The 16,698-nt window shown below is 69.7% G+C and carries 14 protein-coding genes; 9 read left to right on the forward strand and 5 right to left on the reverse strand.

Annotated features, from left to right (window positions below; genetic code table 11):
• Positions 1–32: 32 nt before the first annotated feature.
• Together AMK27_RS35450 and AMK27_RS35455 are read left to right on the forward strand one after the other, a co-directional pair.
• The gene (locus AMK27_RS35450) at positions 33–1,127 is read left to right on the forward strand and encodes a DUF2330 domain-containing protein (protein ID WP_073917618.1); all 1,095 of its coding nucleotides are present in this window, start codon (positions 33–35) and stop codon (positions 1,125–1,127) included.
• On the forward strand, positions 1,124–1,792 hold the full coding sequence (locus tag AMK27_RS35455) for an O-methyltransferase (RefSeq protein WP_073917620.1): 669 nt from the start codon (positions 1,124–1,126) through the stop codon (positions 1,790–1,792). The genes AMK27_RS35450 and AMK27_RS35455 overlap by 4 nt, the downstream gene beginning before the upstream one ends.
• A 64-nt stretch (positions 1,793–1,856) precedes the next feature.
• Here AMK27_RS35455 and AMK27_RS35460 read toward each other — a convergent pair whose 3' ends face one another.
• A complete protein-coding gene (locus AMK27_RS35460; RefSeq protein WP_073917622.1) occupies positions 1,857–2,729 on the reverse strand; it encodes an alpha/beta hydrolase in 873 nt (290 codons plus the stop codon).
• An 873-nt stretch (positions 2,730–3,602) separates the two neighbouring features.
• Here AMK27_RS35460 and AMK27_RS35475 point away from each other — a divergent pair.
• From AMK27_RS35475 to AMK27_RS35485, 3 genes are read left to right on the forward strand one after another with little or no spacing between them, the layout of a single operon-like run.
• Positions 3,603–3,857, forward strand: a complete 255-nt coding sequence (locus AMK27_RS35475) for a hypothetical protein (RefSeq protein WP_073917626.1) — start codon at positions 3,603–3,605, stop codon at positions 3,855–3,857.
• Complete coding sequence (locus AMK27_RS35480) at positions 3,829–4,344, forward strand: DUF6879 family protein (protein WP_073917628.1); 516 nt, start codon at positions 3,829–3,831, stop codon at positions 4,342–4,344. The genes AMK27_RS35475 and AMK27_RS35480 overlap by 29 nt, the downstream gene beginning before the upstream one ends.
• Positions 4,345–4,358: 14 nt before the next feature.
• Complete coding sequence (locus AMK27_RS35485; RefSeq protein WP_073917630.1) at positions 4,359–5,207, forward strand: helix-turn-helix domain-containing protein; 849 nt, start codon at positions 4,359–4,361, stop codon at positions 5,205–5,207.
• 82 nt (positions 5,208–5,289) lie between these two features.
• Here the strand turns inward: AMK27_RS35485 and AMK27_RS35490 are convergent, their stop codons facing one another.
• The 3 genes from AMK27_RS35490 to AMK27_RS35505 form a co-directional block, all read right to left on the reverse strand.
• Positions 5,290–6,294: a major capsid protein gene (locus tag AMK27_RS35490; RefSeq protein WP_241847697.1), complete on the reverse strand. Its 1,005-nt coding sequence runs from the start codon at positions 6,292–6,294 to the stop codon at positions 5,290–5,292.
• 1,449 nt (positions 6,295–7,743) lie between these two features.
• Complete coding sequence (locus tag AMK27_RS44250; RefSeq protein ID WP_079188694.1) at positions 7,744–7,971, reverse strand: HNH endonuclease; 228 nt, start codon at positions 7,969–7,971, stop codon at positions 7,744–7,746.
• A gap of 1,154 nt (positions 7,972–9,125) precedes the next feature.
• On the reverse strand, positions 9,126–10,874 hold the full coding sequence (locus AMK27_RS35505; RefSeq protein ID WP_073917635.1) for a recombinase family protein: 1,749 nt from the start codon (positions 10,872–10,874) through the stop codon (positions 9,126–9,128).
• Here AMK27_RS35505 and AMK27_RS35510 point away from each other — a divergent pair, their 5' ends adjacent.
• Positions 10,875–11,225: an antibiotic biosynthesis monooxygenase family protein gene (locus AMK27_RS35510; protein WP_073917637.1), complete on the forward strand. Its 351-nt coding sequence runs from the start codon at positions 10,875–10,877 to the stop codon at positions 11,223–11,225.
• A 118-nt stretch (positions 11,226–11,343) separates the two neighbouring features.
• On the forward strand, positions 11,344–11,829 hold the full coding sequence (locus AMK27_RS35515) for a GNAT family N-acetyltransferase (RefSeq protein WP_073917639.1): 486 nt from the start codon (positions 11,344–11,346) through the stop codon (positions 11,827–11,829).
• A 122-nt stretch (positions 11,830–11,951) separates the two neighbouring features.
• Here the strand turns inward: AMK27_RS35515 and AMK27_RS35520 are convergent, their stop codons facing one another.
• Entirely contained in the window at positions 11,952–14,021 is a 2,070-nt protein-coding gene (locus AMK27_RS35520; protein WP_073917641.1) for an MDR family MFS transporter, read from the reverse strand.
• 173 nt (positions 14,022–14,194) lie between these two features.
• On the opposite strand from AMK27_RS35520, the gene AMK27_RS35525 reads away from it, so the two are divergent.
• The gene (locus AMK27_RS35525) at positions 14,195–15,568 is read left to right on the forward strand and encodes a peptidoglycan-binding domain-containing protein (protein ID WP_079188695.1); all 1,374 of its coding nucleotides are present in this window, start codon (positions 14,195–14,197) and stop codon (positions 15,566–15,568) included.
• Between the two features lie 178 nt (positions 15,569–15,746).
• Positions 15,747–16,415: an HAD-IA family hydrolase gene (locus AMK27_RS35530; protein WP_073917645.1), complete on the forward strand. Its 669-nt coding sequence runs from the start codon at positions 15,747–15,749 to the stop codon at positions 16,413–16,415.
• The last annotated feature ends 283 nt before the right edge of the window (positions 16,416–16,698 follow it).

A 16,698-nucleotide genomic window follows, 5' to 3' on the forward strand; every position in this document is an offset into this window, starting at 1 on the left:
ACCGGAGGGCCACCCGGCACGTCCCACCCCGCATGCGGGGGACACACAGGATTCTGGCCACCATCGTCGCGCTGCTCGCGCTCCAGCTCGGTTCGCTTCTCTCACCGGCGTACGCCTGCGGCTGCGGCGCCATGATCCCGACCAAGGACCAGCGCATCGGCGTCGACCGCGAGGAGTCCGCCGTCCACTGGGACGGACGGACCGAGACCGTCGTCATGCGCTTCAACGTCCACGGCGACGCCCGGCACGCCGCCTGGATCATGCCCGTGCCCAGCCGCGCCGGCGTCACCCTCGGCGACCCCGAACTCTTCGACGCGCTCGACCGGCTGACCGAGCCCGAGCAGCGCGAGCGCTCGTACTTCTGGCCGCGCGAGGGCGACTGGCCGTTCGACCACGACTACGGGGACAGCGCCGGCGCTCCCGCGCCCGGAGCGGGCGGCGTCGGCGTCGTCGGCCGCGAACGGCTCGGCCCCTTCGACGTCGCCCGGCTGACCGCCACCGACCCGGACGCCCTCGGCGACTGGCTGCGGACCCACGACTTCGAGCTCCCCGAACGGCTGACCGGCGCCCTCCAGCCGTACGTGGAAAGGCGATGGGAGTACGTCGCCGTCCGCCTCGCCCCCGAGCAGAAGGACGCCGTCCTCCAGGGCGAGCTGACCCCGCTGCGCATCACCTTCGCCTCTCCCGAACTCGTTTACCCCATGCGCCTCTCACGGCTCGCGAAGACCTCGCAGAGCCTCGGCCTCTCCATCCTCGCCGCGCACCGGATGGAGCCCCGCTCCCCCATCGGCGGCGACGCACCCGAGGTGACCTTCGCCGGCCGGATCGAGCCCGAGGGCCCCGTCGCCGCCCTCGCCGGCGAGGGGCCGGTCCGACTCACGGTCCTGGAGCAGGACTTCCCCCACCCGGAGCGGATCGACGACGACCACCACCTGCGGGCCGTCGCCGACACCCCGTACCGCCGCGTCGAGTACACCGACCGGCTCCTCACCGTGGGCGGCGGAATCCCCGTATGGCTGCTGACCGTGGGCGGCGGCCTGCTCCTCGCCGCCCTCGCGACGCTCCTGGCCGTACGGACGGCGAGGCGCCGCCCGGCGGCCGGCCCCGGTGTACGTTCGGCCGTATGACGAACCCTCAGTGGAACGCAGTCGACGCCTACTTCACCGAGACGATCGCCCCCGCCGACGAGGCGCTGACCGCCGCGCTCGACGCCTCCGCGGCGGCCGGGCTGCCCGAGATCGCCGTGGCCCCCAACCAGGGCAAGCTCCTCCACCTGCTCGCCCTGACGCAGGGCGCCCGGAACATCCTGGAGATCGGCACCCTCGGCGGCTACAGCACGATCTGGCTGGCCCGCGCCCTGCCCGCCGACGGCCGGCTCATCACCCTCGAGTACGACCCGGCCCACGCGGACGTCGCCCGCGCCAACCTCGCCCACGCCGGCCTGGACAAGGTCGTCGAGGTCCGCACCGGCGCGGCCCTGGACAGCCTGCCGCGACTGGAGGCGGAGGGCGCGGGCCCGTTCGACCTGGTCTTCATCGACGCCGACAAGGTCAACAACCCGCGCTATGTGGAGTGGGCCCTGAAGCTCTCCCGCCCCGGCACGCTGATCGTCGTCGACAACGTGGTGCGGGGCGGCAGGATCACCACCCCCGACCCGGACGACCCGGCGATCACCGGCACCCGCGAACTCTTCGCACTCGTCGCGGCGGAACCCCGCCTGGACGCGACGGCGATCCAGACCGTCGGCACCAAGGGCTACGACGGCCTGCTGCTCGCCCGCGTGGTGCGCTAGCGCCGGGACCCGGCGGGCGTCCCCTCCCCCGCCTCACGAGGGGAAGGGGGCGTCCCGGGGTACGTCAGACCAGGTCCGCCAGCAGTTCCGCGAAGAGTGCCGGCCGGCTGAAGTAGCCGACGTGCGAGGTGTCCAGGGTGTGCACGTCGAAGGGGTGGCGCGGCGTCAGCCCGTCGGCCTTGCGGATCATGTGGTCCTGCACCGCCGGGGTGATGCTCGCGTCCCCGGAGAGCCGGACGTAGGTGTGCGGGACCCGGCCCCAGCGCTCCGCCGTGACCAGCGCCCCCGGCTCCAGCACCCCGTGGTTCTCGTCGGGGTCCAGCGTGTCGAGCAGCGCTCCGAACGCGCGGTCGGTGGAGTCGGCCATGACGGCGGCCTTCAGCTGGGCGAACACGCCGGGATCGGCGTGGGCCGCCCGCCAGTTCAGCCGGACCACCCGCGGATCGGCGGACTCGCCCGTCAGCGGCACGGCGATCCGCGCCACCGCCGCGTCCAGCAGGTTCTCGTCGGCCACGTCCCACGCCCCGGTGAGCATCGCCGGGTCGGCGAGGCAGAACGCGGAGAGGTAGACCACCCGGTCCACCAGGTCCGGCACCGCGTCGGCGACGGCGCCGATCGTCAGACCGCCGAGACTGTGGCCGACCAGCACGACCGGCCCCAGCGGGGCCAGCCGCCGCAGGACGCCGGTCACGTGCCGGACGTTGTCCCGCAACGTGACGCCGCTCATCGGGGACGGGGCGGCGGCCAGCGCAGCCAGGTCCTGGGGCTGCCGGTAATAGGCGGCGGGGCCTTCGGCCCGGGCGCCGTGCCCGGGGAGATCGACGGCGTACGAACGGTGTCCGAGCAGCGCCAGCTCGTTCTGCAGCGGGCCCCAGGCCCGTGCGTTGCTGGAGCCGCCGTGGACGCATACGAAAGTGGGGCGCGAGGGTGCGCGCATGGTGGGGTTCCTCGTCATCAGGAGGCGAACGGCGGACACGGGTCCGGGTGCCGGGCGCGGGCCGGCACCGCGGTCAGCACCCCGAACGGGTGCGGATCGCCTGCCGGTTGTGGATGACGGAACACATACGGGCGACCCTAACAGAACGGAGCGTCTCGCGACCGGGGGTCATATCCTGCCGTTCATGAGCATCGTGAAGATCAATGAATGGGTCAAGCCACTCACATAGAGCTTGGTCGGCGCGTGTCGCTACGGCTAGCAGCCTAGAAGCCGTCAGCCCCTGCCGTCGGCCCATGCCCCCACTACGCACGCCGTACATGGTCGGGCGGGACAAGCCACTCCCGCCCGCCGCGCTCGGGCCACAGGAACGCCATGGGGCGCTTCCGGCGCTCGCTGGGCAAGTCGGCGGGATCCTCATAGTCCCGGATCACGTCACGCAGGATGCCAACTCTTCCCGTGCCGTCCTCGACGCGCCGGCCGATGTCGTCCGGGCCGATCACTTGGGGCACTTCATGTGCTGGTAGACGGCCTTGTCGGGCTGGGAGGGCTCGCGCAGCGTGCCCCGGCGACAGCGTTCGAGCGAGGCAATCGGATTGTTGCAAGCGGGACAGACCTCGCCCGAAGGGGCGTAGGTCGTGTACTCCCACTGTCGTGCGTCCGTTTCACGCTCCTGAGCCTTGCCGGGCATGTCGTCGTCCCCTCGGTCCGTCTGCGTGCTTGTCGAGGACGCTAGGAAGGCACCCGCCGGAAGCTCCATGAAATTGCACGAGTTTGCATGCCAAATCACGTGTCTCATTAGCATGTTGACGCTCTGAGCGCAGGTCGGGATGGCTTATGCAAGCCCACGCAATTACCTGGACCAGGGAGTCAGCCATGGCCGTAGAGTTCGTAGGCATCGACCCGAACACCGACCGCGATCACTGCCCGACGGTGTGGGCGGACGCGGAAACTCAGGAGATCTTGTTGCAAGGCTGGAAGCCGGACAGCGAGACTCAGGCCCGGTGCGAGGCGACCAGCCCCGCGAACGGGCCGGTTCCCGACAGTGAGGCGATCGTCAGGCTTCCGGCCCGCATGATTCCGATGATCCGGGAGGCGTGCGATGCCATCGAGCGTGCCCAGCTTCGCTGAGCTGTTGGGCCGGTGCGAGCGGTCCGCCGTGCACCTGGAGATGCGTGACTCGTACGCGTCCACCGACAGGTTCGAAGCGTGGAAGCGGGGCGAGCGCATCGACTGGGACGACCGCGCGTCCTGGTGGCACCCATACGACCAGTTGATTGCGGACACCGTGGCACGAGGGGTGTCGATCCGTCGCGCCCGGATCGTCTCCGAACCCGTGACGGAGTACATCCGGTGGGAGCACTACGTCACCCACGCCAACGTCACGGCCGGCGAGGACGTCCGATGGCTGCCGCGCCGCCGAGCCACGGACATCGCCCTCCCCGGCAATGACTTCTGGCTCTTCGACGGCGAACTCCTGCGCGTGCACCACTTCTCCGGCGACGGGGCGGTGGTCGAAGACGAGATCACGGACGACCCGGCGACGGTGAAACTCTGCGCATCGGCCTTCGAAGCCGTATGGGACCGGGCCGTCCCGCACCACCTGTACGCGATCTGAGGACAGCCAGCTCCATGCCCCCACACCCCTCATCGAGCGTTCAGCAAGCCCGTGAAGCACTCGCGGGCCGACTGCACGAGCTACGCAGGGACGCCGGAATCAGCGGGCGGGAGCTGGCCCTCCGGCTTCGGTGGTCGGACTCGAAGGTGTCGCGCATCGGCAACGCCAAGACACCCCCGTCCGACGCGGACATCCGAGCATGGTGCCGGGCGTGCGGAGCCGACGACCAGGCGCCGGACCTCATCGCGGCGAACAGACAGTCCGCAGACGCCCACATCCAATGGAAACGCCTCCAGCGAGGCGGCCTACGGCACGTGCAGGAATCCACGGAGAGCCTGTACCGGCGCACGCGCCTCTTCCGTGTCTACGTCTCCGACGTGATCCCCGGCTTCCTCCAGACACCCGGCTACGCGACCGCGCTCCTGTCGTCCATCGCGGACTTCCGGGGAACACCGGACGACGTGACGGAGGCAGTCAAGGTCCGCATGAGACGGAATGCGGTGCTGAACAACGCGGCGCACCGATTCTCGTTCGTCCTGGAGGAATCGGTCCTGCGCTACCGGCTGTGCACCGTCGAGACGATGGCGGCGCAGCTCGGTCACCTCCTGGCGGTCATGGACCTCCAGAACGTGGCCGTGGGCATCGTCCCGTTCTCGTCGCAGCGAACCGTCTGGCCCATGCCGACCTTCACCATCTTCGACGACACGAGGGTGCACGCGGACACCCTGGACGCCGCGTCCACGCTGAAGCAGCCGAGCCAAGTCGAGCTGTACGCACGAGCCTTCGACCGACTGTCGCAAGGGGCGGCACGGGGAGCCGCCGCACGCACGCTCGTGACGTCCGCCTTATCGTCGCTCGGCTGACCACCCAATGAGTACGGAAACGCCAAAAGACCCCCATGCCCCTCCCCGGCTAGGAGAGAGACACAGGGGCCATATGACGGTGTCAGCCGTTCAGTACACCAGTGAGGCGGGCGGCTGCCTTGCCTCCGAAGAGCGCGATGCCGCAGTAGAAGTCGATACGCGTGCGGTAGACGGGCTTGTCGTGCGACTCGCCCAGGTCGGTGACCTGAACACCACCGTTGGTGAGTCCGGAGACACCGGCGTCCGCCTCGGTCGCGCCGAAACGAACTGCGTAGATGTCACCCGTCTCGGCACCGCCGGTCCCGGTCGTCAGCGGCAGCACGTCCGTGCCGTCGAGACGCTGGCCGGCGTCCAGCAGCGGGATGCCGTTCCACATGACCGTGGGCTTTCCGGCGATGTCCGTGCTCAGCAGTTCACTGCCACCGAGCCGCCGGAAACCGGATGCGATCTTGGCACGCAGCGCGGCGTTCATGTAGAGCGCGCCGTTCTTGCCGTCGATGCCATGCACCTGGTTCGTCAGGGTGTCGAGCAGATCGAAGAAGTCGTGCCCGTGGGCAACGGCCCCCTTGCCCTTGGCATCAATGACCTGGCGCCCGACCAGCCGCTTGCGAAGACCATCGAACCCCTTCGGGTTAACCTCGACGTCGCCGTTGAAGAACTGGTCGGCGAAGTGGATCGAAGCGGCCTTGACCTTCATATGGGTCTGAATCGCACGCTGATCGTTGAGGTTTCCCCGCGTCTGGACGATGAACTTGTCCACGTCGGCGTCACCTCCCAGGATGGCCAGAGTCTCGACGCGCTGGTTCAGCGTGCCGGTGCTCTCCGGATACGCCTCGTTGATCGCAGGGAAGGCCACGCCAGGAAGGCTGGACTCCTCGTTGTACTTGAACGCGCTTCCCTCCACGTGAACAAGGGGAAGCCGGTCAAGAATCGGCGACTCCTGAACGAACGTCTCGATTACGCCGCGCTGAAGTTGGTCAAGGGTGAGCTTGGCCGATTCGGCAAGAGTGAGAGTCAAAGAAATTCCTTCCATAGTCAGTTGATTGATCAGCGCATGGCTCTCCACAGAAACGCTCAAATGAGCCATGCGAGTTTTTTGCCTCCCTGCCGATCTTTTGGCGGGAGGGAGGGGAGTACCCCCCTGGTCAGAACGGCGGGCGCTCGGTGGCCTCACGGTGGGACCTACGCTCCGCAGCGAACCCGCCGGGCTGATTCCGCGCGGTCTCGCGGCTGTGGCACGTCGAGCACAGCGGACGCAGACGAGAGAACGCGTCCGGATCGGACACGCCACGTGCGACCAGCGGGCGACGCGACTCCGGGAAGTGGTCAGCCACCGTCGCCAGCTTCGTGCACAACACGCACCACGGATGGGCGTAGAGGTAGCGGCGCCGGATGTTCGGCCACCGTCGCCCGTACGCGCTCGTCCCTGATGTCTCCCGTAGTGCGGTCGCCTCACGCTCGTGTGCGGCACAGCGTCCGCCACGAGCGGTCAGTTCGGGGCACCCGGGTACCGAGCAAGGGGGGCGGGGTCGTCGGGGCACAAGGGATCACCTCCAAAGCGCGCATGGGGGGACATGTGGGAGCACACTGATTACATGGCGTCCAGTGACCGATGGTTTAGCGAAGGTGCACAGATATTCCGCAGGATGGACACGGCGGGACTTTTCGGCACAACGCAACTTCCGGAGGGTGGAGAGTACTATCCATGCCCGAGCTGCAAGACGGCATATTCGCGAGATGAGATTTCAGAACTAAGCCGTGAAGACGTCCCACCTAAAAGTCAGGGCGGAACGCCCATACTTCTGACCTGTGCCAGTTGCAACCACGCTGCTGGAAAGCACTTTGACGCCCATGCCGCTAGAAGATCAGTCATCCACAACCTCGCCATGGGTAGAGATCCCAGAAGGAAAGTTAGGACAGAATTCAATGCGGGTGGCGCTGTCATTCGGGGCTACGTTTCCCATGACCCTCAAGGGATGGTCATGAGAGGCGTGCCCGAGCAGAATTCTAACGAGCAAGTCAAAGCACACATTCGAGAATTGGATAAGATGTGGGATAGCGGAGCCGATCCGGTCTTCACCGTCAAGGCCACAGAGAGATTCATTGAATGGCGCGCAGCCGTTTCATGGGTTCGCGCCGCATATCTTGCGTCATTCACAGCGCTTGGCTGGTCCTATGCATTCAGACCCGAGCTAGATCCCGTGCGGCATCAGCTAATGAACCCGGACAGCGAAACACTCCGTCGACTTGCCTTGATCGACTTGAACGCATCAACGGACCGCAGAGGGATGCTACTCGTAAAGACCCCGGAAGAACTGCGAAGCATGCTGGTTGTCATTGGCCACTATTCGATACTACTTCCAGGCGTCACAGATCCACTTTCGTGTCTGGAGTTGTCAGAAGCAATCTCGCAGTGGAGTCGCCCAGGTAGCCTGGCGAATGCGACACTCAAAGGCGATCCCGTCCCATGGCCTACTCAGCCTAAGTACGCAATGGATGAATGGCTTCTGGGTCGACTTAACCGTGCGGGAGGGAGTCAGGAACCGGACTCCTGAGCCCCGAACTCCGTTGCCGTCTTGAGCTGGTGGCACAAGCGGCACAGCGGTTGAACGTTCCCGTCCGTGTCCTCGCCACCGAGGGCGAGCGGGCTCACGTGGTCCACGTCCGCGAGGACGAGCGACCCGCACCGGGCACACCGAGCACCACCACGTGCACCGACCAGAGCACGGAGCCGAGCGGCCCCCGAGTGAACCCGGACCAGCACCGCACGACGGACCCGCCGAGCATGTACCGAAGAACGTCGTTCTTAGACCTTGTGGTGACCCTCGCGGCGTCCGCAGTGAGTGGCGGGCTCGGTGCAGTCAATACACCGCATGGTCACCCCTTGGTCGTCGTCCTGGTGCTCGTCATTGCGTGCCCACCCCCAGACTTGAACCGGGGAACTCTACGGCCGATATCTCCGAGCCGGGGCCGGTACCGCGCACCTCTGCTCTGTTGGGTCAGGTGGGCTTAGTCGTCCTCGCTGGCGGGACAAGTCCGGACACGGTGGGGGACCGCACGCGCTTACAACCCCTTTCGGCGCCCCCGGTCAAGGGGCGGTTACTCATGGGTGGTGCGGTCCCCGCGCTCTGCCTCACGACCCCTGCGGCCACCCCCGTAACGGCGGGGTGCGTGGTGCAGGGGCAGAGCTGCGAGAGAGCGGGCACTCGGTCCGCCGGATTCCCCCTCGGGGTGGGTGCGCGGTAGTCCCGCTCTCTCTTGCCCCAGTAGTAGGGACCGAAGGTGTCCCGCGCCCTCGCCGCATCGTGCGGTGGACGGTCGGGGCTCGCTCGGTGCCTCCCTGGTGCCCTAGTAGTAAGGACCGAGGGTGTCCCGAGGGTGCCGAGCGGTGTCGGTGGTGACGACAGAGACCCCGGTTTCTCTTTCTCTGTATTTTTTCTATGCGTTCTAAAAAGTTTCGAAAGTCGTCACTCTCAACACCTCCTCGCCCCGCTGTGGCCCCCCACCCGAGCAAATCGGCGCCGCCAAGAGACGCATCCAGCGCGCCAAGCCCCTAGTCGAAAGCGGGCTTCATGGCCCCTCACTGTGTTGTGGGGACCAGCAGATTCCCGCGCCGCCTGTCCTGCCGCGAGCCGTGCCTCTCGGTCCCTCACTGTGGTGGTGTGGGGACCACCGGATTCCCGAGGGCCGAGGCATGACGGGATGACGTTTCGACGGACGGTCTGGTTTTCTCCTTATTTTTTTCTTGTGCATACGAAAAACAGTCTGAACCGTCATACCGTCATGGCTCCGCCCGCTGGTCGGCCCCGCTGCGGGCACAGCAAAGCCCCGGCGGTCCGTGAGGGACTACCGGGGCTTGGCTCGGGCGGCCCGCCACCCGCTTTCCTAGCGGCGGACCCTGTAGACCTCTCAGGCGGCTCAGGCGCCCGCAGAATCAGGCGCCGCAGCCCATCGCACGATCACCCGGTCCCTCGTGTTCGCGTTCCGGCCCCTGCCGACGGACTTGGTGATCCTCACGGAGTCGATGAAGAGCGCCAGGAACTCCCGCTTCTTCTCCAGGTCCCACACCGCCCATGTCGATCCCTCACCGATAGGATCTCCGTCCACGCTTGTCCACTCGTTGGGGATCTGGATGGTTCGGCTACCAGTCGCCTCCAGTTGCGCCAGCCGTTCCGCCGTCCGCTCCTCGTGGGCAGCCAACCGTGCCATGGACTCCCTGAACATCTGCGCACCGGTCTCGTCGCCGTAGACGCCGGCCAGCCGGTCCACATGGAGGATGCGGCGGGACTCCCGCACGTGCTCCAACTCGGCTCGCACCGCCGCGCGTTCCGCGTCTCGCTGGGACGTGTCCTGTTGGCGGGCGAAGCGCCGTGACGCCTCGGCCAGCCATTCGAGGTCTTCCGGGTCGTCGGGGTCCATGGCCATGAGACGGGCCCACACCCGCCCCGCCGTCTCACTGTCCGCCGCGTCCTGGCCGATGACGAGACCACCGTGGCCCGGGACCACTCCCCCGGCCCGGTTGCACTTGTAGTAGAGCTTCCCGGCCCGCCGGTCGGTCACCATCACCGATCCGCATACGTCGCAGAACAGCAGTCCATGTCCGGCCAGCAGAGTCGGTACGCGTCGGCCCGCTCGTACGACCACCTGTGTCCGGCCGTCCAGCACGTCCTGGAGCTTCCACCACTCATCCGTGGGAATCAGCGCTTCGTGCGACTGGACGGGCTGCCCTTCATCGTCACGCAGGATGACGCGCTTCCCCGTCTTGCCCGGGATGGGGTTGCCATCGGCGTCCTTGGTCGCCTGTACCCGTCCCTGCCACTCGATCGCGTACCCGGCAAGGCGCGGGTCCCGCAGGATGCGCAGGACCGTGGATGACACCCACGCGGGGCGCTCCACAGCTTCCGAGACTCCCCGCGCACGGCGCGAGGCGAGACGCTTGGCCCCCGACTCCCCCAGGGACTCCGCCTTCGTGGGAACGCCGTCTTCATTGAGTCGCTTGGCGATCTGCGAGGCGGACACTCCCTCTGCTGCCCACTTGGCCATGTCACGGACGTGCGGGGCTTCCACCAGGTCCGGGACGAGTCGGACGACGGACAGCTTGCCGCTGGTCGCCCTCTCCGTCGTGAAGCCGTACGGGGCGACGCCGGAGACATGACTACCGGCTCGCCGGAGCGTGTCCTTGGTGGCGGAGACGTACGCCGACTTCATGTCGGACTCCTGCTGCGCCAGACCCGCGATGATGGCGAGGATGCCGACGCCGACCGGGGTGGACGTGTCGAGGTACGGCTCTTCGACGCTGACCAGCCGCACGCCGTGCGTCTCCAGCTCCTCGATGATCCGCATCGCCTCCAGCGCGCCACGGCGCGTAAGGCGGGAGAGCGAGAAGACGACTACCGCGTCCACGTGCCCGCCGCGTACGGCCGTCATCATCTCTTCGAAGCCGGGACGGTGGATGCTCGGGTCCCACCCCGACTTGCCCACGTCCTCGAAGTGGCCCGCGTCGCTCCACCCCTTCGACGCGATCAGCGAGGCGCACCGTTCGCGCTGCGCCACGGGCGATGCCTGCGAGTCGTCCTCACGCCGCTTTGACTGGCGGATGTACGAGACTGCACGTACGTGATCAAGGCTCGGCGCAGCGCCCGGCCTGTGCTTCCTGAGAGGTGTCATGTGCCTAGTGTGGTAAAGATCAACGTCCTGACCGTGCCGGCCGAGCAGCGTGAGGTCCTGGAGCAGCGCTTCGCCTCCCGGGCGGGGGCCGTGGAGGGGTCCGACGGGTTCGAGTGGTTCGAGCTGCTGCGCCCCGTCGAGGGCACCGACCAGTACCTGGTGTACACGCGCTGGCGCAGCGAGGAGGACTTCCAGGCCTGGATGAACGGCTCCATGAAGGCCGCGCACGGAGGCGGCGGCGCGGGCGGCGACAAGGGTGCGGGCGAGGGCGGCGAGCGGCCCAGGCCCGCGGCGTCCGGTTCGACCCTCTGGTCCTTCGAGGTCGTCCAGCAGGCGTCGCCGAAGAGCTGACCGGCGCTCCCCCGTCGGCGCCGGGCCGACGGCCCCTTCCCGCCGGACCGGCACCGGCCCGGCCCTGGGTCGACGCCGGGAGAAATCGAGCTGCGTCCCAGGTCGTGCGCGCCGCACAATGACGCTCATGACCTGGACCTTCTCCCCCGAGCACGTCGGCACCCCGGACGCCGCCGCGCTGCGCCGCGACTACCTGGACGACGTCGCGAGCCGCTACTGGAAGCGCCCCGCGACGCGGGAGGAGCTCGACGAGGGCCTCACCGGCGACGGCGCCGAGCTGCTGACCCCGCCGACGGGGCAGTTCCTGGTCGCACGGTACGAGGGCAAGCCCGCCGGCTGCGGCGGAGTGCTGCTCCTCGACGAGGACCGCGCCGAACTGACCCGCGTCTTCCTGCGCCACGCCTTTCGCGGCCTGGGCGGGGCGGGCGCGCTCCTGGCCCGCCTGGAGGACGAGGCGCGCGGGCTCGGCGCCCGCCGGATGGTCCTGAACACGCGCCTCGACCTGGTCGAGGCACGCGCCCTGTACACCCGGCACGGGTACGACGAGATCCCGGCGTACTGCACGGGCCCGTACATGGACATCTGGTACGGCAAGGACCTCTGACCGCCCGTCCCGCTTCGGGGCCGACGCGGACCGCCGGGCGGCGGCTCGGGGCCAGTCAGTCCGGATCGGCGGCTCCGGGGCCGCACCGTCCGCACCGCAGGATCGGCGCGTCGGCCGGGCGGCTACCCGTCCTGGTCGCGAGGCGGATCCGGGTCGCGCGGGCGCTCCGCGTCCGGGCCGCCCAGCTCGGCCGTCAGTTCCTCGACGAGTCTCACCAGGTCGGTGGGGCGCTCCGGCCCCCACCAGGCGCCGAGCAGCTCGGCGAGCGACTCCTCGCGGGCCGCGTCGAGCCGCGTCGCGGCCAGCACGCCCTCCTCGGTGAGGATCAGCTGGACCCCCTCACGGCTGACCAGCCGCCGTTCCTCCACCTGCCGGGAGGCCTCCGTGATCACCCGCAGCGGCACGGGCACGTGCTCGGCGAGCCGGACGGGTTCGACGGTGCCGTGGCGGCGGATGCGGAGCAGCAGCCAGCTCGCGGCGGGCAGCAGGTCGAGCCCGGCGCGCGTGGTGATCTTCTCGTAGATCTCCCTTCGGCCTTCGCGGGAGTTGAGCACGGACAGGGCGCGGGCACCCTCCTCGTACGAGGAGCGCTCCGCGGGACCGGCGGCGGGCGGCCGGCCGGTGTCGGGCGCGGCGACCGAGCCCCGCAGCTTGTCCTCCTTGAGGAACAGGGCGACGAGGAAGGCGGCCAGGACCACCGGTGCCGCGTACAGGAAGACGTCGGCGATGGACATGGCGTACGCGTGCAGGACCTCGGGGCGCAGGTCGGCCGGGAGCGCGGTGACGGTGCGCGGGTCGGCGGCGAGCTGCTCGGGGCCGATGCCGGGCGGGACGTCCTGTCCGGAGGCGGTGGCGGCGGCGAACACGTCGTCGAGCGAGTGGGTGAGCCGGGTGGTGAAGATCGTGCCGAAGACGGCGACGCCGAAGGAGGCCCCGATGGAGCGGAAGAAGGTGGCTCCGGAGGTGGCGACGCCGAGGTCCGCGTATGGGACGGCGTTCTGCACGACCAGCACGAGGACCTGCATGACCAGGCCGAGGCCGACGCCGAAGACGAAGAAGTAGACGCTCATCTCCGCGGTGGAGCTGTTCTCCGTCAGCCGGTGGAGCAGGAGCAGTCCGAGGCAGGTGACGGCGGTGCCGGCGATCGGGAAGACCTTCCAGCGGCCCGTACGGGAGACGATCTGGCCGGTGACCGTCGAGGTGATCAGGATGGCGGCGACCATCGGCAGCATGTGCACGCCGGACCTGGTCGGAGTGACGCCCTGCACGACCTGGAGGAAGGTCGGCAGATAGGTCATCGCGCCGAACATCGCGAGGCCGATCACGAAGCTGATGACCGAGACCAGGCTGAACGTCCGGATCCTGAACAGCTTGAGCGGCAGCACGGGTTCGGCCGCCCGCCGCTCGACCTGCACGAACAGGACGAGGAGTACGGCCGCGAGGACGGCGAGGCCGATGATGTGCGCCGAGCCCCACGCCCAGGTGGTGCCGCCGAGCGAGGCCACGAGGACCAGACAGATGGCGACGGAGGCGATGAGAAGGGTGCCGAGGTAGTCGATGGTGTGCCGGGTGGAGCGCACCGGCACGTGCAGGACGGCGGCGATCACGAAGAGGGCGACGATGCCGATCGGCAGGTTGATGTAGAAGACCCAGCGCCAGGAGAGCTGCTGGGTGACGACTCCGCCGAGCAGCGGACCGAGGACGCTGGTGGTGGCGAAGACGGCGCCGAAGAGTCCCTGGTACCGGCCGCGCTCCCGCGGCGGCACGAGGTCGCCGACGATCGCCATCGACAGCACGATGAGACCGCCGCCGCCGAGGCCCTGGACCGCCCGGAAGGCGATGAGCTGCGGCATGTTCTGGGCGATGCCGCAGAGCGCGGAGCCGATGAGGAAGAGGACGATCGCCCCTTGGAAGAGCCTCTTGCGTCCGTACTGGTCGCCGAGCTTGCCCCAGAGCGGGGTGCCCGCCGTGGACGCGAGTATGTAGGCGGTCACCACCCAGGAGAGGTGCTCCATGCCGCCGAGCTCGCTGACGATGGTCGGCAGCGCGGTGGCGACGATGGTCTGGTCGAGGGCGGCCAGCAGCATGCCCAGGAGCAGCGCGCCGATCGCGACGAGGATCGTGCGGCGGCTCTGCCCCTCCCCGGGCGCGGGGGCGCCACCGAGCTCGGAGGGGCTTACTTCCTGGGCCATGGGCGTCTCCTCGGGGCGTCTCGTCGGGCGTCCCGCCGGACGACCCCTGGGACGGCTTCTCCATCCTGATCCGAATGTCCGGATATGGCCTGCGGAGTTCGTCCGCCCGTTCGCCCCTCGGAAGGGTGTGGGCTGCATAATCGCCAGCAGTTGTCTCGGGGAGGGGACCCATCATGACCGGACACGTCTGTCCTGAATGCGGTGTACAGAGACCTGGCTGCGCCTGCGCCCGGGCCGAACTGGCGGCGGCCGAGGACTTCGATCCGCTCCGGATCAGGCCGTACGTGACGCTGGACGCGCTGGAGGGCGATCCGGGGGGCGAGCCGGGGGGCGAGTCCGGGGCTGGTTCGGGAGCCGTGGCGGGGGCTGTGGCGGGGGCGCCGGGGGGTGCGGGGTCGGGGGGCCTCGGCTTCCACGGCACCGACGCGCGCGGCCGTGGCGCGTACGGGGACGACGCGCGGGGCGCCGGTGCGTACGGGACGGACTCGCACGATCCCGGTGCGTACGGCTCCGGACAGGTCGGCGGGTACGGCTCCGGGCAGGCCGGCGGGTCCTCCGCGGCCGCGGAGGACCCGCCGACGGCCCCGCTGGCGGCGATCCGGCCGGACGGGGGCATCGGCGGCGGGAACGAGCGCGAATACGGGCAAGGGCACGGGCAAGGGCACGGGCACGGGGACGTGCGCGAACACGGGCACGGACAGGAGTACGAACACAGGCACGGGCGCGGGCACGAACTCGGGCCGTGGCCCTCCGGCGGCCCCGCGGCCCGTCCGGCCGAGCCGTACCCCGGCGCCGGCAGCGACCCCTCCGAGACCATGCCGCTCCTGCTGCGCGGCGGCGGCGACATCCCCCCGCCGCCCGGCCACGGGCAGGGTCAGGGGCGGGGACGCGGGCGCCGGCGCGGCGCGCTGGTCGCCGCCGTGGCCGCCGTCGCCGTCGCGGGCACCGCCGCCCTGGCCGCCGCCGTCCTCGGGGGCGGCGAGGAGACCGAGGACCGGGCGGGCGTACCGGACGTGACCACGAGCGCGTCGCTGAACCTGGGGGTGTCGGAGGCGCCGTCCCCCTCCTCCTCGTCGCGGAGCCCGGAGCCGACGCCCTCGTCCCCGACGCCGCGCGAGACGTCCGCGTCGGCGTCCCCGTCGGCGACCTCGTCCTCGCCCGCCCCCACGGCCGCGTCGCCGAGCGCCTCCGCGACCACGAGCGGCGCGGCGGCTCCCCCGTCGGCCTCCGCCTCGTCGGCGCCGCCCGTCGCGCCGACGGCGACTCCGCCGAGCGCGACGACGCCCCCCGCCGAGTCGCCCGGGGAGGGGGAGGAAGGCCAGGAGGAGACGCTGGGCTACGGCTCCAGCGGGCACGAGGTACGGGAGCTCCAGCGGCGCCTCGCCGACGTCGGGCTCTACCACGGCCGCGTCAACGGCAGGTACGACGACGACGTGTGGGAGGCGGTGGCGATCTACCAGTCGTACATGTACATCCAGGGCGACCCCGAGGGCGTGTACGGACCGAACACCCGCGAGGTCCTGGAGCGGAACACCCCCCACATCTGACGTCCCCGTCCGGCTCCCGGGCCCGGGTTCCGCGCGGGGCGGAGGCACCGGCAGGCGAACCGGTTGGCCAAGACGCCCTCCGGTTTTGTATCGTGGGAAAACAAAGTGGCCCCGCCCGCATACCCTGACCGGTGGGCGGGACCGCTTCGTTCTCCGCACCACCCCCTCTGGAGACCTGATGCCTGCCACCACCCCGGCAACGCTCACCGCCCGCGCCCTCCTGCTCGACATGGACGGCACCCTCGTCAACTCGGACGCCGTCGTCGAGCGCTGCTGGCGACGCTGGGCGGAGCGGCAGGGCCTCGACGGGGACGACGTGCTCAAGGTGGTCCACGGCCGCCAGGGGTACGCGACGATGGCCGTCCTCCTCCCGGACCGCCCGATGGCCGAGAACCACGCCGACAACCGCGTGATGCTCGCCGAGGAGACCGCCGACCTCGACGGGGTCGTGCCCGTCCCCGGCGCCCCCGCCTTCATGGCCGCGCTCGGGCGGCTGCCGCACGCCCTGGTGACCTCGGCGGACGAGGCCCTCGCACAGGCCAGGATGGGCGCCGCCGCGCTCCCGATGCCGGAGACCCGGGTCACCGCCGAGCACGTCGGCGCCAGCAAGCCGGACCCCGAGGGCTTCCTGAAGGGCGCGGCCGAGCTGGGCTTCGCCCCGGCGGACTGCATCGTCTTCGAGGACTCGGAGGCCGGCATCCAGGCGGGCCGCGCGGCCGGCATGCGGGTCGTGGGCGTCGGCCCGCGCGCGGCGGCCTTCGCGCCGGACGTGCACGTCGCCGACCTCACCCGCCTGCGGGTCGAGCCCGCGGCCGACGGTTCGATCACGCTGACCGTGCTCCCGTAGGACGCCGAGCGCGCCCGGCGCCACGCCTCTCCGGCGGGGCGCGGGGAGCCCCAGGCCTCCGGGCTCCAGACCCTCGGGCTCCAGGCCTCCGGGCTCCAGACCTCCGGGCCCAGCACCACGAGCACGGCGAGCACGGCGAGCACGGCGAGCACGGCAAGCACGGCGAGCACGGCAAGCACCGCGCGCACCACAAGCACCACAAGCACCACAAGCACCACCACCAGCGGCAGTAGCACCCCCCCACTCCAGCAACAGCACCTCCCCACCAGGGGATTCGCGACGG

It is taken from the genome of Streptomyces sp. CB02009 (assembly GCF_001905825.1).
Classification (GTDB): domain Bacteria; phylum Actinomycetota; class Actinomycetes; order Streptomycetales; family Streptomycetaceae; genus Streptomyces.